The organism is Variovorax sp. Varisp46, assembly GCF_059491885.1.
Genome location: NZ_CP168515.1, coordinates 5,029,196 through 5,052,922, shown reverse-complemented (window position 1 = coordinate 5,052,922; position 23,727 = coordinate 5,029,196). Strand labels below are relative to the sequence as shown.

The 23,727-nt window shown below is 65.5% G+C and carries 22 protein-coding genes; 12 read left to right on the top strand and 10 right to left on the bottom strand.

Features of this window, described 5'->3' with window-relative positions; all coding sequences use genetic code 11:
- Positions 1 to 56 precede the first annotated feature (56 nt).
- Positions 57 to 542: a MarR family winged helix-turn-helix transcriptional regulator gene (locus ACEN9N_RS23970; RefSeq protein ID WP_495654674.1), complete on the bottom strand. Its 486-nt coding sequence runs from the start codon at positions 540 to 542 to the stop codon at positions 57 to 59.
- A 146-nt stretch (positions 543 to 688) separates the two neighbouring features.
- Between ACEN9N_RS23970 and recA the strand changes: the two genes are divergently transcribed.
- Together recA and recX are read left to right on the top strand one after the other, a co-directional pair.
- Positions 689 to 1,795: a recombinase RecA gene (gene recA / locus ACEN9N_RS23965; RefSeq protein WP_007828702.1), complete on the top strand. Its 1,107-nt coding sequence runs from the start codon at positions 689 to 691 to the stop codon at positions 1,793 to 1,795.
- A 42-nt stretch (positions 1,796 to 1,837) separates the two neighbouring features.
- Positions 1,838 to 2,296 (top strand): recombination regulator RecX, encoded by a 459-nt coding sequence (gene recX / locus ACEN9N_RS23960; protein WP_007828704.1) that lies wholly within the window; start codon positions 1,838 to 1,840, stop codon positions 2,294 to 2,296.
- Between the two features lie 30 nt (positions 2,297 to 2,326).
- Here the strand turns inward: recX and yiaA are convergent, their stop codons facing one another.
- Positions 2,327 to 2,764 carry an inner membrane protein YiaA gene (yiaA, locus tag ACEN9N_RS23955; protein WP_007828706.1) on the bottom strand — a complete coding sequence of 146 codons (438 nt, stop codon included), beginning with the start codon at positions 2,762 to 2,764 and terminating at the stop codon, positions 2,327 to 2,329.
- Between the two features lie 129 nt (positions 2,765 to 2,893).
- Here yiaA and ACEN9N_RS23950 point away from each other — a divergent pair, with 129 nt between their 5' ends.
- On the top strand, positions 2,894 to 3,622 hold the full coding sequence (locus ACEN9N_RS23950; RefSeq protein WP_495654673.1) for a hypothetical protein: 729 nt from the start codon (positions 2,894 to 2,896) through the stop codon (positions 3,620 to 3,622).
- A 16-nt stretch (positions 3,623 to 3,638) separates the two neighbouring features.
- Here ACEN9N_RS23950 and argC read toward each other — a convergent pair whose 3' ends face one another.
- A complete protein-coding gene (argC, locus tag ACEN9N_RS23945; RefSeq protein ID WP_413314212.1) occupies positions 3,639 to 4,562 on the bottom strand; it encodes an N-acetyl-gamma-glutamyl-phosphate reductase in 924 nt (307 codons plus the stop codon).
- A gap of 205 nt (positions 4,563 to 4,767) precedes the next feature.
- Between argC and sucC the strand changes: the two genes are divergently transcribed.
- The 8 genes from sucC (at position 4,768) to ACEN9N_RS23905 (ending at position 13,084) form a co-directional block, all read left to right on the top strand.
- On the top strand, positions 4,768 to 5,934 hold the full coding sequence (gene sucC, locus ACEN9N_RS23940; RefSeq protein ID WP_007828709.1) for an ADP-forming succinate--CoA ligase subunit beta: 1,167 nt from the start codon (positions 4,768 to 4,770) through the stop codon (positions 5,932 to 5,934).
- Between the two features lie 10 nt (positions 5,935 to 5,944).
- Positions 5,945 to 6,838, top strand: a complete 894-nt coding sequence (gene sucD, locus ACEN9N_RS23935) for a succinate--CoA ligase subunit alpha (protein ID WP_007828710.1) — start codon at positions 5,945 to 5,947, stop codon at positions 6,836 to 6,838.
- Positions 6,839 to 6,957: 119 nt separating this feature from the next.
- Positions 6,958 to 7,641, top strand: coding sequence for a TerC family protein (locus tag ACEN9N_RS23930; RefSeq protein WP_495654672.1), 684 nt, complete (start codon positions 6,958 to 6,960; stop codon positions 7,639 to 7,641).
- Between the two features lie 28 nt (positions 7,642 to 7,669).
- Positions 7,670 to 8,458: a Stp1/IreP family PP2C-type Ser/Thr phosphatase gene (locus ACEN9N_RS23925; protein ID WP_495654671.1), complete on the top strand. Its 789-nt coding sequence runs from the start codon at positions 7,670 to 7,672 to the stop codon at positions 8,456 to 8,458.
- A gap of 87 nt (positions 8,459 to 8,545) precedes the next feature.
- Complete coding sequence (locus tag ACEN9N_RS23920) at positions 8,546 to 9,199, top strand: FHA domain-containing protein (RefSeq protein ID WP_495654670.1); 654 nt, start codon at positions 8,546 to 8,548, stop codon at positions 9,197 to 9,199.
- Between the two features lie 51 nt (positions 9,200 to 9,250).
- Positions 9,251 to 11,503 carry a CHASE2 domain-containing protein gene (locus ACEN9N_RS23915; RefSeq protein ID WP_495654669.1) on the top strand — a complete coding sequence of 751 codons (2,253 nt, stop codon included), beginning with the start codon at positions 9,251 to 9,253 and terminating at the stop codon, positions 11,501 to 11,503.
- A gap of 29 nt (positions 11,504 to 11,532) precedes the next feature.
- Positions 11,533 to 12,336 (top strand): 3',5'-cyclic-nucleotide phosphodiesterase, encoded by an 804-nt coding sequence (locus ACEN9N_RS23910; protein WP_478178934.1) that lies wholly within the window; start codon positions 11,533 to 11,535, stop codon positions 12,334 to 12,336.
- Between the two features lie 205 nt (positions 12,337 to 12,541).
- Positions 12,542 to 13,084, top strand: coding sequence for a pilin (locus tag ACEN9N_RS23905; RefSeq protein ID WP_495654668.1), 543 nt, complete (start codon positions 12,542 to 12,544; stop codon positions 13,082 to 13,084).
- Positions 13,085 to 13,500: 416 nt separating this feature from the next.
- Here ACEN9N_RS23905 and ACEN9N_RS23900 read toward each other — a convergent pair whose 3' ends face one another.
- From ACEN9N_RS23900 to ACEN9N_RS23870, 7 genes are all read right to left on the bottom strand, one after another.
- The gene (locus tag ACEN9N_RS23900; RefSeq protein ID WP_495654667.1) at positions 13,501 to 13,815 is read right to left on the bottom strand and encodes a hypothetical protein; all 315 of its coding nucleotides are present in this window, start codon (positions 13,813 to 13,815) and stop codon (positions 13,501 to 13,503) included.
- 459 nt (positions 13,816 to 14,274) lie between these two features.
- Positions 14,275 to 18,465, bottom strand: a complete 4,191-nt coding sequence (locus ACEN9N_RS23895; RefSeq protein WP_495654666.1) for a PilC/PilY family type IV pilus protein — start codon at positions 18,463 to 18,465, stop codon at positions 14,275 to 14,277.
- Between the two features lie 14 nt (positions 18,466 to 18,479).
- Positions 18,480 to 19,124, bottom strand: coding sequence for a pilus assembly PilX family protein (locus ACEN9N_RS23890; RefSeq protein ID WP_007828748.1), 645 nt, complete (start codon positions 19,122 to 19,124; stop codon positions 18,480 to 18,482).
- Positions 19,121 to 20,353, bottom strand: coding sequence for a PilW family protein (locus tag ACEN9N_RS23885; protein WP_413314223.1), 1,233 nt, complete (start codon positions 20,351 to 20,353; stop codon positions 19,121 to 19,123). Before ACEN9N_RS23885 ends, ACEN9N_RS23890 begins: the two co-directional genes overlap by 4 nt.
- Positions 20,350 to 20,781, bottom strand: coding sequence for a type IV pilus modification protein PilV (gene pilV, locus ACEN9N_RS23880; protein ID WP_413314224.1), 432 nt, complete (start codon positions 20,779 to 20,781; stop codon positions 20,350 to 20,352). The genes ACEN9N_RS23885 and pilV overlap by 4 nt, the downstream gene beginning before the upstream one ends.
- On the bottom strand, positions 20,781 to 21,380 hold the full coding sequence (locus ACEN9N_RS23875) for a GspH/FimT family pseudopilin (RefSeq protein ID WP_413314225.1): 600 nt from the start codon (positions 21,378 to 21,380) through the stop codon (positions 20,781 to 20,783). Before ACEN9N_RS23875 ends, pilV begins: the two co-directional genes overlap by 1 nt.
- Positions 21,380 to 21,844, bottom strand: coding sequence for a type IV pilin protein (locus ACEN9N_RS23870; RefSeq protein WP_007828760.1), 465 nt, complete (start codon positions 21,842 to 21,844; stop codon positions 21,380 to 21,382). The genes ACEN9N_RS23875 and ACEN9N_RS23870 overlap by 1 nt, the downstream gene beginning before the upstream one ends.
- A 160-nt stretch (positions 21,845 to 22,004) precedes the next feature.
- Here ACEN9N_RS23870 and ACEN9N_RS23865 point away from each other — a divergent pair, with 160 nt between their 5' ends.
- A complete protein-coding gene (locus ACEN9N_RS23865) occupies positions 22,005 to 23,705 on the top strand; it encodes a PglL family O-oligosaccharyltransferase (protein ID WP_495654665.1) in 1,701 nt (566 codons plus the stop codon).
- The last annotated feature ends 22 nt before the right edge of the window (positions 23,706 to 23,727 follow it).

Here is a 23,727-nt window from a genome sequence, read left to right as displayed (position 1 = left end):
CGCCACCTCCGGCTGTGTCGGCGCCCGTTGGCGCGCGTTGGTCTCCGCCTGGGAGTCTAGCCCGCCGTATAGGCTTCGAGTCCGATGGTTACCACGGTGGCAATGTCGTTTCCCACGCTGGCGCGGAACTCGCCTTCGGCCTGCGTCACCGCACTGCGGAAGGCGTCGAGCCAGGCCAGGCCGTCGGCCGTGAACAGCACGCGCCGCGCCCGCGCGTCCAGCGGGTCGGGCCCGCGCGTCACCAGCCCCCAGGCTTCGCACTGGTCGACCAGCGCGCCCATGGCCTGCTTGGTGATGCCGGCGCGCTCTGCCAGTTCGGTCAGGCGCGAGCCTTCGCGTGCCAGATGGCGCGTGATGTGGATGTGCGCCGCACTCACCTGCGCGCGCGCCGCGAGGTTCGACAGTGCCAGCGGCACGCCGACGTCATGTGCCATCAGCTCCAGCACGCGCTCGTCGAAGCGGCGCATCGCGTGGCCCAGCAGGCGGCCCAGGTGGGTCTGGCGCCAGGCGTCGGGATCGGTCGGGAACGCGGCTTCGGACATGGCGCCAAATGGTAAAGCAAACTGACCAAAAAATGGGTTTACTCGAGTCAATGAACCTCTACACTACTGTTCAAGCATCCAGCCTGTAATTAAAAGCAGATGGATTGAAACCCAACACAAACCGTTGATATTCAAGGAGTTTCCACATGGACGCAGTCGTCAAGGGCGCAAGCATCTCGGTCGCCAACAGTGAAAAGGCCAAGGCCCTCCAGGCCGCACTGGCCCAGATCGAAAAGCAGTTCGGCAAGGGCACGATCATGCGGCTCGGCGAAGGCGAGGCGCTCGAAGACATCCAGGTGGTCTCCACCGGTTCGCTGGGCCTGGACATCGCGCTGGGCGTCGGCGGCCTGCCGCGCGGCCGCGTCATCGAGATCTACGGCCCTGAATCCTCGGGCAAGACCACGCTCACGCTGCAGGTCATCGCCGCCATGCAGAAGCAGGCCGGCACCTGCGCCTTCGTCGATGCCGAGCACGCGCTCGACGTGCAATACGCCCAGAAGCTCGGCGTGAACCTGTCCGACCTGCTCATCAGCCAGCCCGACACCGGCGAGCAGGCGCTCGAAATCGTCGACTCCCTGGTGCGCTCGGGCGCTGTTGACCTGATCGTGGTCGACTCCGTCGCCGCGCTCACGCCCAAGGCCGAAATCGAAGGCGAGATGGGCGACTCGCTGCCCGGCCTGCAGGCCCGCCTGATGAGCCAGGCGCTGCGCAAGCTCACCGCCACCATCAAGAAGACCAACTGCATGGTCATCTTCATCAACCAGATCCGCATGAAGATCGGCGTGATGTTCGGTTCGCCCGAAACCACCACCGGCGGCAATGCGCTGAAGTTCTACGCCTCGGTGCGCCTGGACATCCGCCGCATCGGCACCATCAAGAAGGGCGACGAGGCCATCGGCAACGAAACCAAGGTGAAGGTGGTGAAGAACAAGGTGTCGCCGCCGTTCAAGACTGCCGAGTTCGACATCCTGTTCGGCGAGGGCATCAGCCGCGAGGGCGAGATCATCGACATGGGCGTCACGGCCAAGATCGTCGACAAGTCGGGCGCCTGGTACGCCTACAACGGCGAGAAGATCGGCCAGGGCCGAGACAACGCCCGCGAGTTCCTGCGCGAGAACCCCGAGCTGTCGCGCGAGATCGAGAACAAGGTGCGCGAATCGCTGGGCATCCCGCTGCTGGCCGCCGATGCCGGCGCCACGCCCGAGAAGCCGCAGAAGGCTGCGAAGGCGGACAAGGCCGACAAGGGCGAGTAAGTACAGGCGCGGCTCCCCGGGGGCCGCGCGAGCGACCCCCGCATGGCATTCAACGCCCCGTCCCTCAAAGGCCGCGCACTGCGCCTGCTGAGCCAGCGCGAACATTCGCGCGCGGAACTGGAGCGCAAGCTGGCCAGGCATGAAGAAGAGCCCGGCACGCTGGCGAAGGCGCTCGACGAACTGGCCGCAAAGGACTTCATCAGCGAGCCGCGCGTGGTGGCCTCGGTGCTCAACCAGCGCGCCGCCCGCTCGGGTGCGCTGCGCGTCAAGCAGGAACTGCAGGCCAAGGGCATCGCGCCCGAGGCCATTGCCGAGGCGGTGGCCGGGTTGCAAGACACCGAAGTCGAGCGCGCCACCGCCCTGTGGCGGCGCCGCTTCGACGCCCCGCCCGCCGATGCGAAGGAGCGGGCGAAGCAGATGCGGTTCCTGATGGCGCGGGGCTTTTCAGGTGCCGTCGTGTCGAAGGTGCTCAGGAGCGATTTCGATGAGGCCGGCGAATGACGCTGCGCGATCGTCCCGAGGCAGGCTGGATCAGTTCGCTTCGGGCACTTCGTCGAGCGAGGGCGTCTCGCTCTTGTGCGCGGCGATGTCGCGCACATTCTTCTGCACCGCGACCGCACCGAACAGGCTCAGCAGGAATGCCATGGCATAGAAGCCCTTCTCGCTGGCAGCCAGCGTGGCATTGAACAGGCCGACGGCGAGCAGGGCGACCGACAGCAGCAGCGAGATCCAGCACAGGCCGTAGTAGATGCCGGTCACTGTCGTGCCTTCGAGGCGGTCGCGCACGGTCTTCTGCAGCGACACGGCGGAGAACAGGCCGTACATCAGGATGGTGAAGTAGTAGCCCTTCTCGTTGAGCTGCATGGAGGCGTTCCACAGCCCGATCAGGTAGACGATGGCGCCGATGAGCAGCGCGGCCCAGGAAGCGGCGACGAATGCCGCGGTCGGCTTCTGGAATTTGATGGCCATGGAATCCTCCTCGTGTAGATGGGTGCGCGATTATGGTGTGGAGCGCCAATGGCATGATCCACCGCGCGCCGGCAGCTCGCACTGCAGCCCACAAGAAGGACCGGCCGTCACTTTTGGAGGAGCTTTTCCGTGTCACCTGAGCCCATCGGCCAGCCGTCTCTCGTTCGCACCGGCGCCAAGGCCGGCCTTTCCTTCGCCGGCTCCGTGATCAAGGGCAGTCTCCTCGGCCTGATTCTGGGCGGCGGCGTTTTCTTCTTCTATCTGGGCCAACTGCACGGGCCGGGCAACACGGCGGCGCGTGCCGGTGGGGCTGGCGCCATCCTTGCGCTCGTCACCTCGCCGCCGCTGCTGGTGGCCGTTTTGCTGCTGCTGTTCGTGGCCGTCTACGCGATGCTCGGCGTGCAGCAGGGCCGCGCGCGTGCAATGCAGCACCTGGTCGCGGCGCGCGGGGAGGCCGTGTCGCAGCGGCTCGGCGGCGCGATTGCCGGGCGCATCGAGGCGATGCCGCGTGCCCACGGCACCCTGCAGCGCGCAGCCGAATGGCTGTCGGTCGATGCCTTGAGCAAGCAGCTCGCGCCGGTGCTGGGCGAGGGCAGGGCGGTGCGCTCGGTGGTGAGCTTCGTGCTCGAGCGGCTGCCGTTGAGCGAGATGCTCGCCGAGTGGCAGCAAAGCCGCGCCGAGCATGGCGAGCCGCCGGTGGGCGAGGGCGCTGCGCAGGACCCGGCCCTGCGTGCCTTGCTCACGCGCCGCATCCGCGAGACGCTGCAGGACATGGCGACACCCTCGCGCAAGCCGCTCTACATCGCGCTGGGCGCGCACGCGGCGCTGCTGGGCGTCGGACTCTGGCTGGTGAACTGACGAGGAAGCGCGGCGCTCAGAGCGCCAGCATCAGCTTCAGGTTCTGCACCGCGGCGCCGCTGGCGCCCTTGCCGAGGTTGTCGAGGCGGGCGATCACCACGGCATGGCGGTGGTCTTCGTTCGGGAACACGCGGATCTCGAGCTCGTTGGTGTCGTTGAGCGCCAACGCATCGAGCTTGCCGTCCTCGGTGGGCGGCAGCACCTTCACGAATTTTTCGGGCGTGTTGCTGCGCGCGTAGTGCGCGGCCAGCGCGTCCTGCAGGTCGCCGGCCTTCGGCTTGCCCGGGAGCAGGTCGAGGTGCAGCGGCAGTTGCACCAGCATGCCCTGCTTGAAGTTGCCCACCGACGGGATGAAGACCGGCCGGCGGGTGAGGCCGGTGTAGGTCATGATTTCGGGGATGTGCTTGTGCTTCAGGCCCAGCGCGTAGGTCTCGAACAGCGGGGCTTCGCCCTTTTCATGGGCCTCGATCATGGTCCGGCCGCCGCCCGAGTAGCCGCTCACCGATGGCAGCGAGATCGGGAAATCGGCGGGCAGCAGGCCCGCGTCGACCAGCGGACGCACCATGGCGATGGCGCCGGTGGCGTAGCAGCCCGGGTTGCCGACGCGCTCGGCCTTGGCCACGGCCTGCCAGTGGCCTTCCACCAGTTCGGGGAAGCCGAACACCCAACCCGGGGCGATGCGGTGCGCCGTGGAGGCGTCGATGATCTTGGGCTTCCTGCCGGGCAGCTGATCGATCAGTGCGACCGATTCGCGCGCCGCGTCGTCGTGCAGGCACAGCACCACCAGGTCGACGCCGGCCATCAGGTCGCGCTTGGCATTGGCGTCTTTTCGCAGCTCGGGCGCGATGCTCACGAGTTCGATCTGCGGCATCGCCTGGAGCCGTTCGCGAATCTGCAGGCCGGTGGTACCGGCTTCGCCGTCGATGAAAACCTTGGCCATGATGGAGTGTGCTCGGGTGGCTAGAAGAAAGTACGTATTGACCGCAAACCCGCGTACGGTATTGGTGCGGCGCACCATGATACAGTCCGCGGTTGTTCGCCGCCCCCAGCCGTCAGGCTGCCGTCGCCCGCGAGCAACAGAGCCAACGAAGCCTCAGACCCCAGATCTCCTGTTCTCAACCTCCTCCTTCCGAGAGACATCCCTCATGAAGATTCACGAGTACCAAGGCAAGGAAATCCTTGCCAAGTTCGGCGTGCCGGTGCCGCGCGGCATCCCGGCCTATACGGTTCAGGAGGCTGTCGAAGCCGCCCAGAAACTTGGAGGCCCGGTCTGGGTCGTCAAGGCCCAGATCCACGCGGGTGGCCGCGGCAAGGGCGGCGGCGTCAAAGTCGCCAAGTCCATCGAAGACGTCAAGAAGCTCGCCGGCGAAATCCTCGGCATGCAGCTCAAGACGCACCAGACCGGCCCCGAAGGCCAGAAGGTCCGCCGCCTCTACATCGAAGACGGCGCCGACATCAACAAGGAATACTACGTCTCGGCCGTGACCGACCGCGCCACCCAGAAGGTGGCCTTCATCGCTTCGAGCGAAGGCGGCATGGACATCGAGGAAGTGGCCCACTCCTCGCCCGAGAAGATCATCACCGTGTTCGCAGACCCCGAAAAGGGCCTGACCGACGAACAGGCCAAGCAGATCGCCGACGGCATCGGCATGCCCGCCGATTCGACCGCCCAGACGGTCGACATCCTCAAGAAGCTCTACACCTGCTACATGGAGACGGACGCCTCGCTGGTCGAGATCAACCCGCTCAACCGTGACAGCAAGGGCAAGGTCATGGCGCTGGACGCCAAGTTCAACTTCGACAGCAACGCGCTGTTCCGCCACCCCGAAATCGTGGCCCTGCGCGACCTCGACGAAGAAGACGCGGCCGAAGTGGAAGCCTCGAAGTTCGACCTCGCCTACATCAGCCTCGACGGCAACATCGGCTGCCTGGTGAACGGTGCCGGCCTGGCCATGGCCACCATGGACACCATCAAGCTGTTCGGCGGCGAGCCGGCCAACTTCCTGGACGTGGGCGGCGGCGCCACCCCCGAGAAGGTCACCGAAGCCTTCAAGATCATGCTGAAGAACAAGAACGTGGAAGCCATCCTCGTGAACATCTTCGGCGGCATCATGAAGTGCGACACCATCGCCACCGGCGTGATCGCGGCCTGCAAGGCCGTGAACCTGCAAGTGCCGCTGGTCGTTCGCATGAAGGGCACCAACGAAGTCGAAGGCAAGAAGCTGCTGGCCGATTCGGGCCTGCCGATCATCAGCGCCGACACCATGGCGGAAGCGGCCCAGAAGGTCGTGGCAGCAGTCAAGAAGGCCTAAGGAACAAGTCATGTCGATCTACATCAACAAAGACACCAAAGTCATCACGCAAGGCATCACCGGCAAGACCGGCCAGTTCCACACCGAAAAGTGCCAGGAATACGCGAACGGCAAGAACGCCTTCGTGGCGGGCGTGAACCCGAAGAAGGCCGGCGAGTCGATCTTCAACATCCCGATCTTCGGTTCGGTGAAGGAAGCTGCTTCGCAGACCGGCGCCACCGTGTCGGTGATCTACGTGCCGCCGGCAGGCGCCGCGGCCGCCATCTGGGAAGCCGTCGAGGCCGACCTGGACCTGGCGATCTGCATCACCGAGGGCATTCCCGTTCGCGACATGCTCGAAGTGCGCAACAAGATGAAGGCCAAGGAAGCGGCCGGCGGCAAGAAGACGTTGCTGCTGGGCCCGAACTGCCCCGGCCTCATCACGCCCGACGAAATCAAGATCGGCATCATGCCCGGCCACATCCACCGCAAGGGCCGCATCGGCGTGGTCTCCCGTTCGGGCACGCTGACGTACGAAGCCGTGGCTCAACTGACCGAAATCGGCCTGGGCCAATCGTCGGCAGTCGGCATCGGCGGCGACCCGATCAACGGCCTGAAGCACATCGACGTGATGAAGGCCTTCAACGACGATCCGGACACCGACGCGGTCATCATGATCGGCGAAATCGGCGGCCCCGACGAAGCTGACGCAGCCCGCTGGTGCAAGGAGCACATGAAGAAGCCGGTCGTCGGCTTCATCGCCGGTGTCACCGCCCCTCCCGGCAAGCGCATGGGCCACGCCGGCGCGCTGATCTCGGGCGGTGCCGACACGGCCGATGCCAAGCTGGCCATCATGGAAGAATGCGGCTTCACCGTGACGCGCAACTTCTCGGAACTGGCCAAGCTGCTCAAGGCGCAGCTCTAAGAGACGGCCCCGCGACACCGGCCGCAGAGCCGGGTCATGAGAGGACCACGCAGAAACAGAAAAGCGCCCGCACTCGATTGCGGGCGCTTTTTTCAATAAAACACAGTGGGATCAGAGACATGGAAATTCTTCAAAGCACCGATTTCTGGCTGGGTCTGCTCAAGATCGTCTGGATCAACATCATCCTGTCGGGGGACAACGCGGTGGTGATCGCCATGGCGGCGCGGTCGTTGCCGCCGGCGCAGCAGAAAAAGGCCGTGCTCTTCGGCTCGGGCGCGGCCGTGGTGCTGCGTATCGTGCTCACGGTGGTGGCAGCCAAGCTGCTCGCCCTGCCTTACCTGCAGATCATCGGCGGCCTGCTGCTGTTGTGGATCGGCCTGCAGCTGCTGAGCGAGGAAGACGAGGGCGAGGGCGAGTCCAAGGAATACGGCAGCATGATGGCCGCGGTGCGCACCATCCTGCTGGCCGACCTGGTGATGAGCCTGGACAACGTGATTGCCGTCGCGGCCGCCGCGCAGGGCAGCATGGTGCTGCTGGTCCTCGGCCTGGCGATCAGCATTCCCTTGGTGATTTTCGGCAGCACGCTCATGATCAAGCTCATGGAACGCTTCCCGATCATCGTCATGCTGGGTGCTGCGCTGATCGGCTGGGTCGGCGGCGAAACCATCGTGCAGGACGCGATTCTGCGCGACACGTTGGCGGCCAATCCCTGGTTGCACTACGCGGCGGCTGCTGCCGGTGCGGTGTTCGTCGTGGCTGGCGGCCGCTTGCTGCAACGGCGCGCACGTGCCACTGCTCATTGAGTTTTCAAGAAGTCAGTACTGACAAACCATGGCGAGTGTCGGCGTTTCCATGTTCTCCACTCGCCCCGCGCTGACCTGGGAATTCGCCTCCCTGACCGACGTCGGGCGAACGCGCGCCCATAACGAGGACGCCGTGCACGTGGACCCCGCCCTCGGGCTGGCCTTGCTGGCCGATGGCATGGGCGGCTACAAGGGCGGCGAAGTGGCCAGCGCGATGGCCGTCTCCCTGATGCACGCCAGCTTCGGCCGCTGGTTCACCCAGGCCGGGATGCAGGCGCCTGCCCGCGTGGTCCGGCGGGCGCTGCAGGCAGCCACGGACGAGGCCAACGGCTCGATCCTGCATGCCGGCACGACCAACCCCGAACTGCAGGGCATGGGAACGACCCTGGTGCTGGCGGCATTCCGGCCGCAGCGCGTGGTGGTCGGCCACATCGGCGACTCGCGGTGCTACCGCGTGCGCAACAACAAGCTGGAACTGCTCACGCGTGATCACTCGCTGCGCCAGCAGCAGCTCGACGCCGGCGCCATCACCGCCGAGGAAGCCCTGAATTCGCCCACGCGCAACCTGGTGACCCGCGCCGTGGGCGTGGAGGCCCAGGTCTTGCTGGAAATGCACGAACACAGCGCAAGACCGGGCGATCTCTATATGCTCTGCTCCGACGGGCTCAGCGAGATGGTTTCGGACGAGCAGCTTTTCACGCTTCTAGGACACGATGTCGGGCTTCAGAAAAAAGCATCACTTTTGGTTGAAATTGCCAACGAGAATGGCGGACGGGACAACATCTCTGTTGTCCTGGCCGGCGCGAGCGTTGCATAGGCGCCTCGCACGGACAGGTAGCAGGCCCCGGCGGCATCACGCCGATGCGCTTGTCGTCTTTCAAGCTTTGGATACCGGGGGTCGGCAATGCCGAGGATGATCATTTCGGTCGATGGCGTTGTCATCGGGCAAGTGGCGCTTGCCAAGGAGCGCACGACACTGGGACGCCGTGCCTACAACGACATCGTGATCGACAATCTGGCGGTCAGCGGCGAACACGCCGTGCTGCACATGAGCGGTGGCGAAGTCGAAATTGAAGATCTCAACAGCACCAACGGCACCTACGTCAATGCGCTCGCCATCCAGAAGCAGACGCTCAAGGACAACGATGTCGTCGAGGTCGGCGGCTGCCGCATCCATTTCCGCGCGCGCAGCAACCTGGCCGTCAGCGCCAGCTCGGTCCGCACCGCATCGGCCGAGTTCCTGTCGGGGAACATGCCCCTGTCGTCGGCACCCACGGAATCGGGCGCGCTGGTCGAACTCGGCGTTCCGGTGCTGCGCGTGCTCTCCGGCGCCAACGAGGGGCAGGACGTCGCGCTGCAGAAGGTCGTCACCACCATCGGCAAGCCCGGTGTCGCGGTGGCGGTGGTCACGCGCCGGCGCGTGGGCTACGTGGCCGCGGGTGTCGAAGGACGCGTCATGCTCAACGGCCAGCAACTGGGGGCCGAGGCGGTCGCGCTGCAGGAGCACGACGTGCTCGAGCTCGGCGGTGCCACACGCATGCAGTTCGTGCGCATCTGAGCCGCTTTTTCTTCCGGCCTGTTGCGGCAAAGCCCATACGAGTGCAGCGCCGTGAAAGGGCTTCGACGGCACTGGCCGCGCATCGCCATCACGTTGCTGCCGGTGCTGTTGGCGCTGGCGCATGCCACCGGCGCGTGGCAGCTGAGCGCACTCGAACGCCTTGATCGGCTGATCTACGACATCCGCCTGCGTGCCACCATGCCGGGCACGTTCGATGCGCGCGTCGTGATCGTCGACGTCGACGACGCCAGCCTGGCACGCCAGGGGCAGTGGCCCTGGGCGCGCGACAAGATCGCCCGTCTCACCACGGAACTGATGGCCCGCCAGCAGGCGGCCGTGCTCGGTTTCGACGTCATGTTCCTCGAACCGGACCGCAGCTCCGGCCTCGACAGGCTGCGGGAAATCGCCAGCGGGCCGCTGGGCGGCATGCCGGGCCTGGCCGCCGAGGTCGAGCGGCTTGCACCCTCGCTCGATCACGATGCCACGCTCGCCGCGGCGCTCGAAGGCCAGCGCGTGGCGCTGGGCTACTACTTCACGCGGACCGAGATGCCGAGCGCCAAGGGACAGCTGCCTCCTGCCCCCTCGTTGCCGGAGGGGGCGTTCCCCCCGCGCGGCATTTACGCCACCAACTGGAATGGCTTCGGAGCCAGCCTGCCGGCGCTGGCGCAGGCCGCGCCCATTGCGGGATTCCTGAATACGCTGGTTGGCGCCACCGGCGACGGCGTCATTCGCAGCGTGCCGCTCATCGCCCGCTACGAGGGCGACAAGGCGCAGCCGGGCTACTACGAATCGCTCGCGCTCGCGGTCTACCGCCTCGCAAACGGATTGCCGCCCGTGCAGCCCGCCTTTGCGCCCGGCGGCGCCAAGCCGCAGCTCGAATCGCTGCGAGTGGGCCCCCTGCGCATACCGGTCGACGCAACGGGCAGCATGCAGGTGCCGTTCCGCGGCCCCGGCGGTGCCGACGGCGGGTCGTTCCGCTATGTGTCCGCCGCCGACGTGCTCGAGGGCCGGCTCGGGCCGGGCGAACTGAAGGGCAAGATCGTGCTCGTGGGCGCCACCGCCCCAGGCCTGCAAGACCTGCGCGCCACGCCGGTCGAGGCCGCATTTCCGGGCGTGGAAGTGCATGCCAACATCGTCTCCGGCCTGCTCGACCATCGGCTGCTCAGCGTGCCCGACTACGCCTCGGGCTACGAGACGCTGATGGTCGCCGTGACGGGGCTCGTGCTGGCCTTCGGGCTGTCGCTGCTGCCGGCGCCGCGCGCCGTGTTGCTGGCCGCGGGGGCGATCGCCGTGCTGATCGGCCTCAACACCTGGCTGTACGCGAGCCACGGCCTCGTGCTGCCGCTGGCGTCGGCCCTGGCCATGACGGCGCTTGCCTTCGCGCTCAACATGAGCTGGGGCTACCTCGTCGAATCGCGCGCGCGGCGCGGCCTGGTACGGCTTTTCGGCACCTACGTGCCGCCCCAGCTCGTCAACGAAATGATGGCGCACCCCGACCGCTACAGCATGCGCGCCGAGAGCAAGCCCATGACCGTCATGTTCTGCGACATGCGCGACTTCACCCGCCTGTCGGAGCAGATGGCGCCGGCCGAGCTGCAGGCCTTTCTCAACACCGTCTTCAGCCGGCTCACCAACGTCATCAGCGCCCACCGCGGCACCGTCGACAAGTACATGGGCGACTGCGTCATGGCCTTCTGGGGCGCGCCCATCGACACGCCCGACCACGCCACCCTCGCCGTGCGCGCCGCGCTCGACATGGCCGATGCCGTGCACGACATCAACCGCATCCACCGCGCCAGCGGCCGCCCCGAGATCAGCGTGGGCATCGGCATCAACAGCGGCGTGATGAGCGTGGGCGACATGGGCTCCACCGCGCGCCGCAGCTATACCGTGGTCGGCGATGCGGTCAACCTCGCATCCCGCCTCGAGGGCCTGAGTGGGCACTACGGAATGGAAATCGTCGCCAGCGGCGCCACCCGCGAGCTGGCGCCCGGCTACATCTGGCAAGAGCTCGACAGCGTGCTCGTCAAAGGCAAGGCACAAGCCGTTGCCGTTTTTACGCCCCTGGCCGCGCACACGCCCGAAGCGGCGAAAGAGACGCAGCAGTTGCTCGACCGCTGGAGCGAAGTGCTCGCGGCCTACCGCCGGCAGGACTGGGCGGTGGGCCGAAACTTGCTGGCTCCCCTGCTCGCCGCGGATGCAAAAAAAGTCCTTTACCAGCTCTACGCCCAGCGTTTAGCCTCAATGGCGTTGCGCCCGCAGGACCCTGATTGGGACGGTGCAACCCGGTTCGAAACCAAATGACGGCAGACACATACGAGGGGTCTCTCACAATGCAGGTTCGTGTGCTGGGTTGCTCGGGCGCCATCGCCAAAGACTGCCGCACCACCTCGTTCCTGGTCGACACGGACCTGCTCGTCGATGCGGGCACCGGTGTCGGCGACCTTACGCTCGAAGAGATGGCCCGCATCGACGATGTCGTGCTCACGCACAGCCACCTCGACCACATCGCCGCCCTGCCGCTGATGCTCGACGCCGTCGGCAGCCGCCGTATCCGGCCCCTGCGCGTGCATGCGCTGCGCGCCACCATCGAGGCGCTGCGCACGCACGTGTTCAACAACGTCATCTGGCCGAATTTCGAGAGCATTCCCAGCGCCGAGGCGCCCTTCGTGAGCTTTCACGACATCGCGGTGGGGCAGATGCTGCACCTGGGGAGCCGCGAGCCCAAGCTCGTCGAGGTGCTGCCGGCGGTTCATACGGTGCCGGCCTGCGGCTTTGCCGTGCGGCGGGCCGAAGGCGGCGCCCACTGGGTCTTCAGCGGCGACACAGAGCGCAACGCGCCGTTCTGGGAGCGCGTGAATGCGATCGACGTGGCGATGCTGGTGATTGAAACGGCCTTCAGCAGCCGAGAACAGGCGCTGGCCGAGCGCAGCCTGCATCTGTCGCCTGCGGTGCTGGCCGATGAGCTGACGCACATCGAGCCGGGGAAGCAATACCCGATCTACATCACGCACACCAAGCCGGCGGAGACGGACGAGATCATGAGCCAGATCGAGGCGCTGGCGGTCGAGCAGGTGGCGGGGTTGGCGCAGCGGGATATTCGCTGGTTGAAGGCGGATGGGGTGCTGACTTTCTGACCGCGAGGGGTGCGGGGCATGACAAATTTGTCACTCCGGTAGCATCTCGAAGCAAGTTGTGTCACATGGTGTAACGCTGAAGTGATCGAAGGTGACGGGTTCGGTCAGTTGAGGGCCCCGCGAACGGGTGGCACGGATGCTGCGGAAGGTACCTCGCTCCGGGCAGGTTCCCGGGCGTAACAACCAACCAACCTGGAGTTAGTGAATGAACCGTCGTTCCATCGCACGTAACGTGCAAAAGGGTTTCACCCTTATCGAATTGATGATCGTTGTGGCGATCATTGGTATTTTGGCTGCTGTGGCTCTGCCGGCTTATCAAGACTACACGGTCCGAGCGAAAATCAGCGAAGCTGTTATCGCGGGTTCTGCGGTCAAGGTTCTCCTCAGCGAAGCATTTCAAACCGACAATACAGCTGGATTGATTGCCGCAGCAAAGTCGTATAACACCAAAGCAAAAGCGGAAAAGCAATCTAAGTTCATTGATGATATTACTGTCGATGAAGCTACGCCTTGGGCGATTCACGTGGCAGTCGCCGCAACTGCAGGTAATGGTATTCCGACCGGTGAAGACAAGAAGACCATCGTGTTTACCCCGAATGTTCAAAAGGCAGCGCCCGTCGATACCGTGTCTGGCGCCATTGACTGGGCTTGCGCCACGGTGACCAATGCAACTGCAACTAGCCGTGGGTTGACGAGCATTACCGCTGGAACTTTGTCCGCCAAATTCGCTCCTGCCGAATGCCGCTAAATTGCTAAATTGCTAAATTGCTAAATTGCTAAATTGCTAAATTGAAAAACGAAAAGAATATTTAATAGATTTTATTAAATAATTCTCTTTGAATTTTTACGCAAATGCCTGCCAGATGTTGTCTGGCAGGCATTTTGCATTAGAGTGAAATAAAAAGAAGGGTAAAGGTCGTATTTCTTGTGAATTAAAGGTCGATTTCAAATAAGTCGGGGATCAGTATTTCAGGGCGGCGAGGTCAATGCGCGACTTGGCCCTCAATCAGCGGCTTCGTGATCTGCCAATGGAAGGTAATGTCAATTCCAGTTTAACCTTCGCTGGTACGCGCACTGATCACCTCGCTTGCGACAGACCGCCGGTGGGCCGCCATCTTCTGGGAACGTAGCCTCCCAATTCAAACGAGCCGGATCGGAGCCGGTTCATTGCGCCGCGCCTTCGCTTAGCGCAACAGGCAACGATTGAATCGTGATGTCGGCTGCTTCGATGCACCGCCGCAATTCCTCGTTGACCAACCCCACTAGGGCGCTGAATTCGATACGCGTTGGATAGACCTCCTCCATGTCGTTGACGTGCTGCGGAGCGATGAGTTTTTCCAGGCACGCGTAGGCGCGCCGCACAGCGTGGAGGTTGTCGATGTCATCACATGCCTGCAGTGCGAGAGATTCGGCGCGGGCGGTTTCAGAAGCTTCAGGGAATGAAGGAGCATGCGCAGACGCGCGTGCGGATGTAGCCATAAACGGCCTCAAGTGATTGCAGTTCTCAAAAACTGCCGTCCCGAGACCAATCGGGGCGGCAGCTCGACGGGTTGATCTCCCTGGCAACCACTTGCGTGAAACCGGCCGGGCTCGCGCCCGCCCGCCGAGCCGCCAAATCTGGAAGCACGAACGACAAAGCCGCAGACCCTGGAGGGAAACTGCGGCCTGTATCGCGGTGATTGCACGGCAGACCAATCCCGATCACGCCGTCTTTCGGCATGACCGGTGCGGTATAGCCATGCAGGTGTGGTGTCGGCCGCCGATCCTCATCCGTATGCCCTCACGAGCGCATGCTTGTACATGACGGGCCACGCTTGCCCTCACACTGAACTCGAAAAGGCCGGTGGACCTTGTCCTTGCCGATGCCGTCCCCCCTGCGGGGGGCGCAAGGCACAGAGCATGCTCCTATCGACAGCCGAAGCAATTCGGCTGCGGCGCTCAATCCGCCGTCGGCACTTCCCGCCAGTTCAGCAGCCGCAGCGTGGTACCGGCCGGCGGCGTGAAGCCAACGTTGCGCAGGTCGCCGCGCACGTCGCCGGAGATCAGGCGCACCTTGCCGTCGACGCCCACGAACTTGAGATCGGTGATCGCGGTGCTGTACTGCGCGTACGCGAGGCCGCTCGCCAGCACTGTACGGCCGGTGTTGAAGTCGATGGCGTAGACCCGGCTCTGGCCCGAGGGGCTGCACGCATCGCCGCTGGTGAGCAGCGAAGAGAACGCCACGATGCCGTTGAAAGAGGTCGGGCTCGCCACCAGGCGCAGGCCGATGCGGCCTTCCGTGCCCAGGTCGAGGTACCACCCGGGCGAACTGGTGGGTACGACGGTGCCGCTCACGAGATCGGTGACCGCGGTGAGCGAACTGCGCGTCACGGGCATCGTGCTGTCGGCCGGCTTGAAGGCGGTGGCGGTTCCGTCGATGACGGCATAGAAGCTCTGCGCCGCGGCGGAGTTGATGTCGCTCGAATCGAGCAGCTGTCCGGTGCCCACCATCACGTAGCGCTTGCGGGTCGAGGGCTGGATCTGCACCAGGGGGCGCGAAGTGATGGGCTGGGCGTTCGGGGTCGTGGCGCCATCGGTGAAGAGGGCGATCTTGGCCGGCGCCGGATAGGCCGCGGTCGAGCCCGCGGGGGCGGTCACGTCGAAGCGCCAGAGCTGGCCGTTGAGGTCGCCGACGTAGATTGCGTCGGCCGTGCCGTCGGTCAGGTCTGAAATGAAGGCCGTGGCGTGGGTCATGCCGTTGGCTGTCGCGCCGGTGCTCACCTTCTGCAGCAGCGCGCCGGTTTGCGGATGCACGAAGTAGAGATAGCCGTTGTGGCTGCTGTTGTCGTTGTGGTAGCCCGAGGTCAGCACCACCACCCAGCCGTAGCGCTTGGTCTTCAGGACCAGGGGCGCGCCGTAGCTGAAGCCCATGTCCGCATCCGTGAACTCCCACAGCACCTTGCCCGCCACGATGGTTTCATCGGTCATTGCGGCCGGATCGGTCACGTCGATGGCGTAGAAGCTCTTGCCGCCCTTTCCGAGGCCGCCCACCAGCAGCGAATGCCAGTTCGACCCGGTGGCCGCGAAGGTGCCGCCGGCGCGGGCGAAGTCGACGTCGACCACCTCGGGCGTCGCATCGACGTAGTACTTGTGCAGGTAGTTCGGGTTGCCCAGTTGGGCCAGGCCATCTGCGGCAGGCGTGGCAGGGGAGCTGGGGCCGTTGAAGAGGGCGCTCGGCACATAGGCGAACTGTTCGAGGCCGGCGTTGGTGCCGGTGAGTTCGCCGCGGAATGCGTGCAGCATGCCGTCATTCGCGGCGGCGTAGACCATCGTGGGGCGCGCGGCCCTGGCAGTCTTGAAGGCTGCGTAGCCGGGGTTCACCGCGTCGGAGTAGCTCGATGCGGGCGGGCCGACGGGCTTCACCTTCGAGTTGACGATGTCGCCCAGTAGCTTGCTTCGAAGCCGGTAAGGCTTGGTCCCGTCGGACGCCGTCTTTTCCTGGCTGCGATCGCCGCGCAGGTAGTTCAGGTAGTTGGCGCTGTCGTCGCCGCTGACGTAGAGCGTGTCGAGCGCGGCCGCCTGGCTGCCCGTGCCGGTCGTGAGGCTGCCGATGCGGAATGGCACGCCGGCCGTGCCGTTCCAGGTGGCGATGCGCCGGTTGGTGTTCCAGCCCGTGCCGGCGAACTGTGCCGCGAGCTTGTCGGTACTGCTCCATGCCGCCGTGAGCGAGGGCGTGCCGTCGGCGGCAAAGCTGATGCTGCTTGCGCTCACGACGCCGGTCCAGTCCTGGGCGTCGTATTGGGAGGCATACGAAGCCGAGCCGGTGGCCGCAACCTGCAGGGCCGAGAGCGAGAACGAAGTGGTGTACGCCTGGATGGCATTCACGATGCGCTCGAAGGCTTGCGTCAGGCCGCTCACCATGGTGTCGGGTCGGCCTGCGGCAAAGTAGTTGTCCGGACGCGGCTGCGTCAGGTTGGCGGCGCGCGCGTCGGTCAGCGTCTCGCCGCTGGTCGACCACCAGTCCAGCGGAATGGTGCCAGCGAAGGTGTAGGGATCGAAGTTGGCCGGCAGCTTCTTCTGGTCCAGTCCGCCGAACTTGGCAGCGAGGTAGAACTGGTTGTTGTATTGGAAGGGCTGCTCCAGCACGTCCACCCAGTAGGTGCTGACGGTCTGCTTGCCAATCGTGTTGGCCTGCCCCGCCACGTCGGGACGGATGTCCTTTGTGTTGGCGTCGAAGGCCAGGCCCGCGATGTAGGCGGAGTTGTTGCGGCCGCTGTAGTCGTTGGTGTTGCCGAGGTCGCCCAGGCCCTGCAGCGCGCCGACGCGGTTGGTGGCCGTGACCGCGTTGACGGTGTTGTCGGCCGCCACCTCATCAGGCATGGCGGGCTCGCGGGTGCGGTAGGTGGTGTTGCCGGCCACGTTCTTGTCGACGTGGGTGTAGATGTCGCCGATGCCCAGCACGAAGTTGCGCTGGCACGAATACTGGATCGGATCGGCCCAGTTGGTGATCACGGGGAAGCCATCGACCCAGCTGGTCTTCGTGGGGGCATCGGCAGTCCCCATCGAGCTCCAGGCCGCGACGTTGCCGAGGTTCCTGTAATACCGCATGACCGCGTAGTAAAGCTCGCTGACCGGATCGTAGCTCTTGTAGTCGCCCGGAAGGATCTGGCCGAACTTGTTCAGGTAGTTCATCACGCCGCTGTCCGAGATGGCCACGCCGGTCGCCGTCGTGGTCGCGGCCGCATCGGCGGCGTCGGGGTTGCGGATGAAGGTGCCATCGACCTCGCTCCACTCCTTGCTCGCGTTGGCCGCGGGTGCCTGACCAGGTGTCGGCGCATTCGGCCCGACGAATTTCTGCTGGGCACGCAGCACGCCGCCGTCTCGCTGGTCACTGCTGTCGTTCAGGTAGCCGAAGGCGCTGAAGCGCATCTTGTTGGCGTACTTCTGGATCAGGCCTTCGGGTTTGTAGTTGGTGCCGTAGGCTTTGCAGTTGGCTTCGAGTCCACCGGCTGCGGCCGAAGGGTCGCACACTTTCACGCGCATCGTGAAATCGCCGTCGGCTGGCCCGGTCTGGGTGAATCGCGTGAAGGTGTTGTTCGACGAGGGGGTGCGCCACTGGAACTGCATTACTGCGCCGCCGGTCTTTTCGTAGTACTCGATCTGCACGCGAAACTGCTGGCCCGCGGTGAGAGCGATGGTCGCCGAATCGTTGGTGGTCGGTCCGTGATCGGTCCAGTTGTCGATGCGCAGGTCGTTGTTGCCGAAGTTGCCGTTGCCGGTCTTGACCCAGAGCCGAACGCCGTCGTCGCTGATGATGCGGAACGTGTAGTTTCCGGCCTCGGGTGCCGTATACGTGCCCGTGAATCTCGCCGAGAAGTTGTCGGCATTGATGCCGGCCACCGGAGCGCCGGTGCCCCAGTCGTGGTCGGCAGTGTCCGCGGTGACGGTGGCAATCACCGGGTTGCTGAGGTTGACGTTGTTGAAATACTGCGCCGTCATCGTGCGGTTGCCGCCCGTGGCGGTCATGTTCATCTTGAAGCCGCGGTTGGTGATGCTCGTTGTCAGCGCGGTGGCGCTGTTGAACGGCGTGGCGCCTGCAATGGCACTGGCTGGAACCGTACGATCGGGGAACAGGCCGCGATTGCCGTGCCAGGCTTTCTCGAGGATGGTGGTGGTGGCCGTGTCGACCACGCGCCGCCCGCCCGTCATGGCCCAGCGGAAGGGGTCGATGGTGGGGGTGGAGGCCCAGTTCAGGAAGTTGCCGCTCCACTTGTCGTCGTTGGCGCCGGTGCAGGTGCGGTTGGTGGCGGCACCGGCCGGGTAGAAGTAGCTGGAGTCGCCCTTGTCGGTGGTGCTGACGCCGTTGGCGGTGGTGTCGACCTGGTAAAGGTAGCACTTGCCCGGATCGAAGTAGCCCAGATAGTTGGTGTCGCTGGAGTAGTCGCCGACGTGGGCCGTGCGCGATGCTGTGGGCCACTCCACCGACAGCGCCAGCGCCAGGTTGCCCGGAACCTCCGAGGTCGAGAACACCGGCTGATTGGCGAGGTTGGCCGCCGAGGCGATCAAGGTGCTGCAGAGCACCAGCCCGAGGCCGGTGGCGATGCCCGCGCGGCGCAATGCGCGAACGGACGAATGAATTCTTGTTTTCATGATTCGCCTGTGCCCTATTCGGGCTTGGTGAAGGAGGCTTGCAGGAATACCTGCGTGTCGCGCGGACCGTCGGCGCGAACGGAGATCCGGTAGATGGGCGGACTGGGAATGGACGGGCCGGGCGTGCTCAGCTGGCTCTGGTCGCCGCCCAGCGTTTCGGTGCTCGACGGGGTATAGACGCAGCCGCTCTTGCCGATGGTCGAGAAAGCGCCAGTGGTGTTGCACATGCGGTCGATCACGTAGCGCACGGTGACGCCGCCGCTGCCCGTGATGGCGCTGCCGGTCGGCGTGAAGGTGTTGCCAGCCACGTCGGGCCCGGTCAGCGTGGTCTTCTTCAGCAGAACCTGCGGGATGCCGTGTTCATTGGCCTGCAGCTGGACCGCGCTGTAGTTCGCCGTCGGCAGATTGGCGGCGGTCGCAGTCGTTTGGACGAGCGCGCCGCCGGTCTGGAACTCCGTCATCGCCTTCGCGATGGCGAGCTCGCCCTGGTTGACCAGATCGCGCTTGAAAGCGAGGTTGCCGGCTCCAAAGAGCGAGTTGCCCGTCGACCGCATGATGGCCACGCCACCGGCGAGCAGCACCACGAGGATGATCAGGCAGAACAGCAGCACCACGCCGCGCTCGCGCGCCGGGCCGTGCATCTTGGAAAGTGTTTTCATGGGAAGGGCAGCAACAGCATGTTGCGAAGCGGGATGGTGGTGTCGATGACGCGGTAGCGGAAATTCCGGTCGGAGGTCGCGATGGTCAGGGTGCGCTGGCTCGCCGCGGCGAGATCGCCGAAGATGGTCAGGCTGGCCGGGGTGACGGGTTCCTTCTCGAACAGGCTGCCTCGCATGACCAGCGCAACGCGCGCCGCCACGATGTGGCGCATGGTGTCGGGCGCGAGCATGAGGGTGCCGATGGTGTAGCCCGCGGTGGCAGGATCGATCCATGTGTCGACGGTGCCATTGCTGTCGGTGTCGACGCCGTACACCGCGTACATGGCGACGACGCCGTCGGCCAGCGCCTGCATGGCCGAGGCGTCGGTGCCCTCGTCGCTGCCGGTGCCGGCCGCTCGCAGCAGGTCATAGGCGACGAGCGTGCGATTGGCGTTCACGCCGATCAGCTGGAACTGCAGGTTGTTGGCGCCCACATTGCCGAGTGGCGTGAAGAGCGCTGTGCCGTCCGCCGCGAGCGTGGCAAGCGATTTGGTGGCGCCGGTCGAGGTGAAGTAGCGCCCGCCCATGGGCAGGACTTCGTTGCCCGCCGCGGCGAATGCCGTCGCGTCCGTCACGTTCACCTGCTCGATCAGGCAGTCGGTCGTGCCTTCGAGGCTCACCAGTCCGATGTCGCCGTTGGCAAGGCCGATGGTGTTGTCCAGTCGCAGGTTGTTGTTGCCCGGGAAACCGGAGCGGATGCGGCGCGGCACGTCGCCCGCCGCTGCGTTGCCGCCCATGACCACGAGGGTGTCCGAGTCGCCGGCGTTGGCGCCCTTGGAAATCAGGAACGGCGCCAGCCGCAGATTGCCCGCCGCGGCGGCCCCTGAGCCGCCGAGCAGCGTGTCGAACGGCGCGGGAAACGCGGACGCGGTTCGCGGCAGGATGGTGGTGGCGGTGCCGCCGATGCTGCGCGCTGCGCTCAGCCGGCAACCGAACAGCCCGCGCGTTCCGGTTTGCGCGAAGCCGGAGCCGGCGCTTCGCAGTACGCGGTCGATCATGTAGGTGGCATAGGAGCCGCTCTGGTTCATGTCGTTGGTTGAGGTGGTGCTGCGCTTGTGCGTCTCGCCGACCGTGACGACGCTGGTCACGGCGAGCACCACGACCAGGCCGATGACCAGCGCCACCAGCAGTTCGACCAGCGTCAGTCCGCGCTGCGCGGCGCGGGCAAAGGGCTTGGAACTGGCGTTCATGGTGTGAGCGGCAGCGCGACGCGCGTGGTGAGGCGGCTGTCCTGTTCGCTGCTTGTGCGCTGGGGGGGGCGCCAGGTGATGAGGATGTCGGCGGTATTGGTTGTGGTGTCTGCGGTGATCGTGACGCTGCCACCGGGCAGGCCGCCGGCTTGCGGGTTGCTGGCGCGGGCGTTCCACGAAGGGCTTCCGGCCGTGGGGTCGATCGACACTGTGCGCTTGGTCCACATGGTGGTCGCGATATCGTTGGCGATCAGGGCGGCGCGGTTGCGGTCTTCCGCATCGATCGACAGGCTGATCGCGCGCGCCTGCAGGCCGATCAGGCCCAGGATGCCCAGCGAGAACAGGAGGATCGAGATGAGGACTTCGATCAGCGCGACACCGGACTGCGAAGCGCGCGCGGAGGGGGGCGTGGGGTGTTGGTGTTTCATCACGCGGGACATCCGTCGGGCTGGGTGTTGGAAAGTGTCTTGGCCGGGTCGCACAGGCGCACTTGCCCGCCAAGGGCGACCAGCACGCGCATCGGACGATCGGCATTGGGAATCGTGATGTCGTAGGCCGCAGCCGCGGCACTGCATGCCACGCCGGTGCCGGGCGTGGGGTTGTCGACCACGCGTCCCAGGGAGTTGAAGCACAGCGTCGCGGGGCCGGTGATCCGCACGTTCGGAGCCAGGCCGGTCAGGCCGCCGCCCTCGATGAACGTGGGGGCGTTCTCCTCGCCCGTGAGGAGCGGCACGAAGTTGACCGACCAATTGGCGCCGTTGGCCACGGCGGTGAGACCGTCCGAGGGATTCGTATCGGCCGTCAGCGAGAACACGGTCTGGCGGCTGCGCCGCAGGGCCTCGGTCTGCGCAAGGCGAAGGCCGTTCTGCAGCGCGTCGGCGACGGTGCGTATGCGGCTGTTGCGTATCCATTCATTCATTGCCGGGAACGCCAGCGCCATCAGGATGCTCAGCAGCACCACCGTCACCATCATCTCGATCAGCGTGAAGCCGCGCGCGCCGTGCGGCGGATGGATGGGCGTCTTCATCAGCAACCCGACTTCCTTGTTGTCCAGCCGGTGGTGCAGGCTGTCCAGCCCGAGCCCGCAGCAGTCGTGGCGCGGGTGTTCTGCTGGTCTACGGTGAACGTGAAACCATTGGTGGAGCCGCTGCCCACGGCCTGCGCTGTGAACGTCGTGGCAGTCAGCGTCGGGCAGGAAATGGTGAAACTGCCTGCCGCGGGCGGCGCGGCGCACGGCGAAATGAACGTGGTGGTGCCGACGGAGCTGTAGGTCCGGTTGTCCTGGAAGAACCGTTCCATGTTGGCGCGCAGCGTCGAAAGGGCGTTCTGGGCATCCACGAGCTGCCCGCGAAGCACGTAGTCCCGATAATTGGGGATCGCGATGGCAGCCAGGATCCCGATGATCGCCACGGTGATCATCACTTCGATCAGCGTGAAGCCGCTCGCAGGGAAGCGATGCGCGGCAACTCGATAGGGGGGCTTTTTGTTCATCAAGGGACACCTTCCGGGGGGCCAAAATGGCCGGGCGCGCATGAGGCGCAACAATTAAAGACAATTGTTAGAGAATGTCTCTCGCGGCTCTTTTTCGCAAAGCCGCTCGTCTCCCGTCCACGGCCATTCGTCGGCTCGCCCGGTCGGCACAATCGGCGGAATGACTTCCTGCGCAGCGCCTGCCGAGGCCGTCGCTCTCTCTTCGAAACCCATCGGCGCCGTACGCGCCGGGCTGGTCGCGTTTCCATTTCTCTGCCCGCTCGTGGCCGGTCCTTCGGTCCAGGCCTGGCAGTTGCTTGCCACCTGGGTCTGCCTCGCGGCGATGCTTCTGGCCATTCCTCCCGCAGTGCCGGCGCGCGGCATCTGGGCCTGGCTCGGCATCGCAACGGCGGTGGTCGTGCTTTTCTCCTCTCCATACGCCACAGCTGCTTCGTGGCTGCCCGCCATGGTGGTGCTCGCCGCCATGGCGGCGGCAGCTTGCGCGGGGGCGGGGATGGCGCGCGGCGGGGCGGCCACTTCGAGGGGGCTGGCAATGGGCTTGCTCGTTGCCGGCCTGGTCAGCGCCGTCCTCGGCCTGCTCCAGTACTACGGCCTCGCCGAGCCCTTGGGCCCCTGGACCACCTCACCCCCGCTCGGCCAGGCCTACGGCAACCTGAGGCAGCGCAACCAGTTCGCCACGCTGATCAGCATGGCGCTCGTCGCGGCGCTGTGGCTCTACGCCGTGCAGGCTTCGCCGCGCAAACGGCGCGGGCTTGTAATTGCTGCCTTGCTGTTGCTGGCAGCCCAGGCGGCATCAACCTCCCGGACGGGTTTGCTGCAACTGCTGTCGATCATCGGCGTCGCGAGTGTTATCGCCTGGAGGGAGCGCCGGAGTGTTCCTGCATCGGCCGGCCCTCGTGTTTTCAGCTTGCCGCCACCGGCCGCGCTGCTGGCCGCGATTCCGCTCTATTTCGCCATCTGCTGGGTGCTGCCGCACCTGGTGGCTGGCGGCGGGGTGGAAGGAATGCTGCAGCGCCTCGAGAAGGGTGCGCCCGATGACCACAGCCGCCTGATCCTCTGGCACAACGTGCTTGCGCTGATTGCCGAACGTCCCTGGACGGGCTGGGGCTGGGGCGAACTGAGTTTTGCCCACTACAGCACGCTGTACCCGGGCCCGCGATTCTCCGAAATCCTGGACAACGCCCACAACCTGCCCCTGCACCTGGCCGTCGAGCTCGGCATTCCCGCGGCCGTGCTGATCTGCGGCGGCTTCGTCTGGATGGTGCTTGCCGCCAGGCCTTGGCGCGAGCGCGATCCGGCGCGCCTGATGGCCTGGGGCGTGCTGGCCATGGTCGTGCTGCACAGCCTGCTCGAGTACCCGCTCTGGTACGGGCCGTTCCAGTTGGTGTTCGGCCTGTGTCTCGGCATGCTCTGGCCGGGCCGGATGCCTGCCCGATTCCCGAAGGTGCGGGGGGTGTCTGCCTTCGCTGCGGCAGCGCTCATGGCGATCGTCGTGTACGCAGGCTGGGACTACATCCGCATCAGCCAGATCTATATGCCGCGCAGCGAACGCCTGCCGGCGTACGAAGACGACACGCTCGCCAAGCTGCGAGGTTCGTGGCTCTTCGGGCGCCAGGTGGGTTTTGCCGAACTGACGCTCACGACGGTGACTCCTGCCAACGCGGCAGGGATGCACGCACTCGCCGAACGCACGCTGCACTTTTCACCGGAGCCGCGCGTCATCACCAAGCTGATCGAAAGCGCCGAGTTGCTTGGGCGCGAAGACGAAGCGCGGGCCCAGGCCGAGCGTTTCAGGATCGCCTTTCCCGCGGCGTTCAATCGCTGGCTCGAGGAGCCTGCGGGCGATGCGCCGGCGCCTTGAACATCGGGGACTTGCCCGGTGA

Excerpts from the sequence above, each read along its gene's own strand:
- ACEN9N_RS23970 (WP_495654674.1), bottom strand. The coding sequence starts at position 542 with ATGTCCGAAGCCGCGTTCCCGACCGATCCCGACGCCTGGCGCCAGACC.
- recA (WP_007828702.1), top strand. The coding sequence starts at position 689 with ATGGACGCAGTCGTCAAGGGCGCAAGCATCTCGGTCGCCAACAGTGAA.
- recX (WP_007828704.1), top strand. The coding sequence starts at position 1,838 with ATGGCATTCAACGCCCCGTCCCTCAAAGGCCGCGCACTGCGCCTGCTG.
- yiaA (WP_007828706.1), bottom strand. The coding sequence starts at position 2,764 with ATGGCCATCAAATTCCAGAAGCCGACCGCGGCATTCGTCGCCGCTTCC.
- argC (WP_413314212.1), bottom strand. The coding sequence starts at position 4,562 with ATGGCCAAGGTTTTCATCGACGGCGAAGCCGGTACCACCGGCCTGCAG.
- sucC (WP_007828709.1), top strand. The coding sequence starts at position 4,768 with ATGAAGATTCACGAGTACCAAGGCAAGGAAATCCTTGCCAAGTTCGGC.
- sucD (WP_007828710.1), top strand. The coding sequence starts at position 5,945 with ATGTCGATCTACATCAACAAAGACACCAAAGTCATCACGCAAGGCATC.
- ACEN9N_RS23930 (WP_495654672.1), top strand. The coding sequence starts at position 6,958 with ATGGAAATTCTTCAAAGCACCGATTTCTGGCTGGGTCTGCTCAAGATC.
- ACEN9N_RS23925 (WP_495654671.1), top strand. The coding sequence starts at position 7,670 with ATGGCGAGTGTCGGCGTTTCCATGTTCTCCACTCGCCCCGCGCTGACC.
- ACEN9N_RS23920 (WP_495654670.1), top strand. The coding sequence starts at position 8,546 with ATGCCGAGGATGATCATTTCGGTCGATGGCGTTGTCATCGGGCAAGTG.
- ACEN9N_RS23910 (WP_478178934.1), top strand. The coding sequence starts at position 11,533 with ATGCAGGTTCGTGTGCTGGGTTGCTCGGGCGCCATCGCCAAAGACTGC.
- ACEN9N_RS23905 (WP_495654668.1), top strand. The coding sequence starts at position 12,542 with ATGAACCGTCGTTCCATCGCACGTAACGTGCAAAAGGGTTTCACCCTT.
- ACEN9N_RS23900 (WP_495654667.1), bottom strand. The coding sequence starts at position 13,815 with ATGGCTACATCCGCACGCGCGTCTGCGCATGCTCCTTCATTCCCTGAA.
- ACEN9N_RS23895 (WP_495654666.1), bottom strand. The coding sequence starts at position 18,465 with ATGAAAACAAGAATTCATTCGTCCGTTCGCGCATTGCGCCGCGCGGGC.
- ACEN9N_RS23890 (WP_007828748.1), bottom strand. The coding sequence starts at position 19,124 with ATGAAAACACTTTCCAAGATGCACGGCCCGGCGCGCGAGCGCGGCGTG.
- ACEN9N_RS23885 (WP_413314223.1), bottom strand. The coding sequence starts at position 20,353 with ATGAACGCCAGTTCCAAGCCCTTTGCCCGCGCCGCGCAGCGCGGACTG.
- pilV (WP_413314224.1), bottom strand. The coding sequence starts at position 20,781 with ATGAAACACCAACACCCCACGCCCCCCTCCGCGCGCGCTTCGCAGTCC.
- ACEN9N_RS23875 (WP_413314225.1), bottom strand. The coding sequence starts at position 21,380 with ATGAAGACGCCCATCCATCCGCCGCACGGCGCGCGCGGCTTCACGCTG.
- ACEN9N_RS23870 (WP_007828760.1), bottom strand. The coding sequence starts at position 21,844 with ATGAACAAAAAGCCCCCCTATCGAGTTGCCGCGCATCGCTTCCCTGCG.
- ACEN9N_RS23865 (WP_495654665.1), top strand. The coding sequence starts at position 22,005 with ATGACTTCCTGCGCAGCGCCTGCCGAGGCCGTCGCTCTCTCTTCGAAA.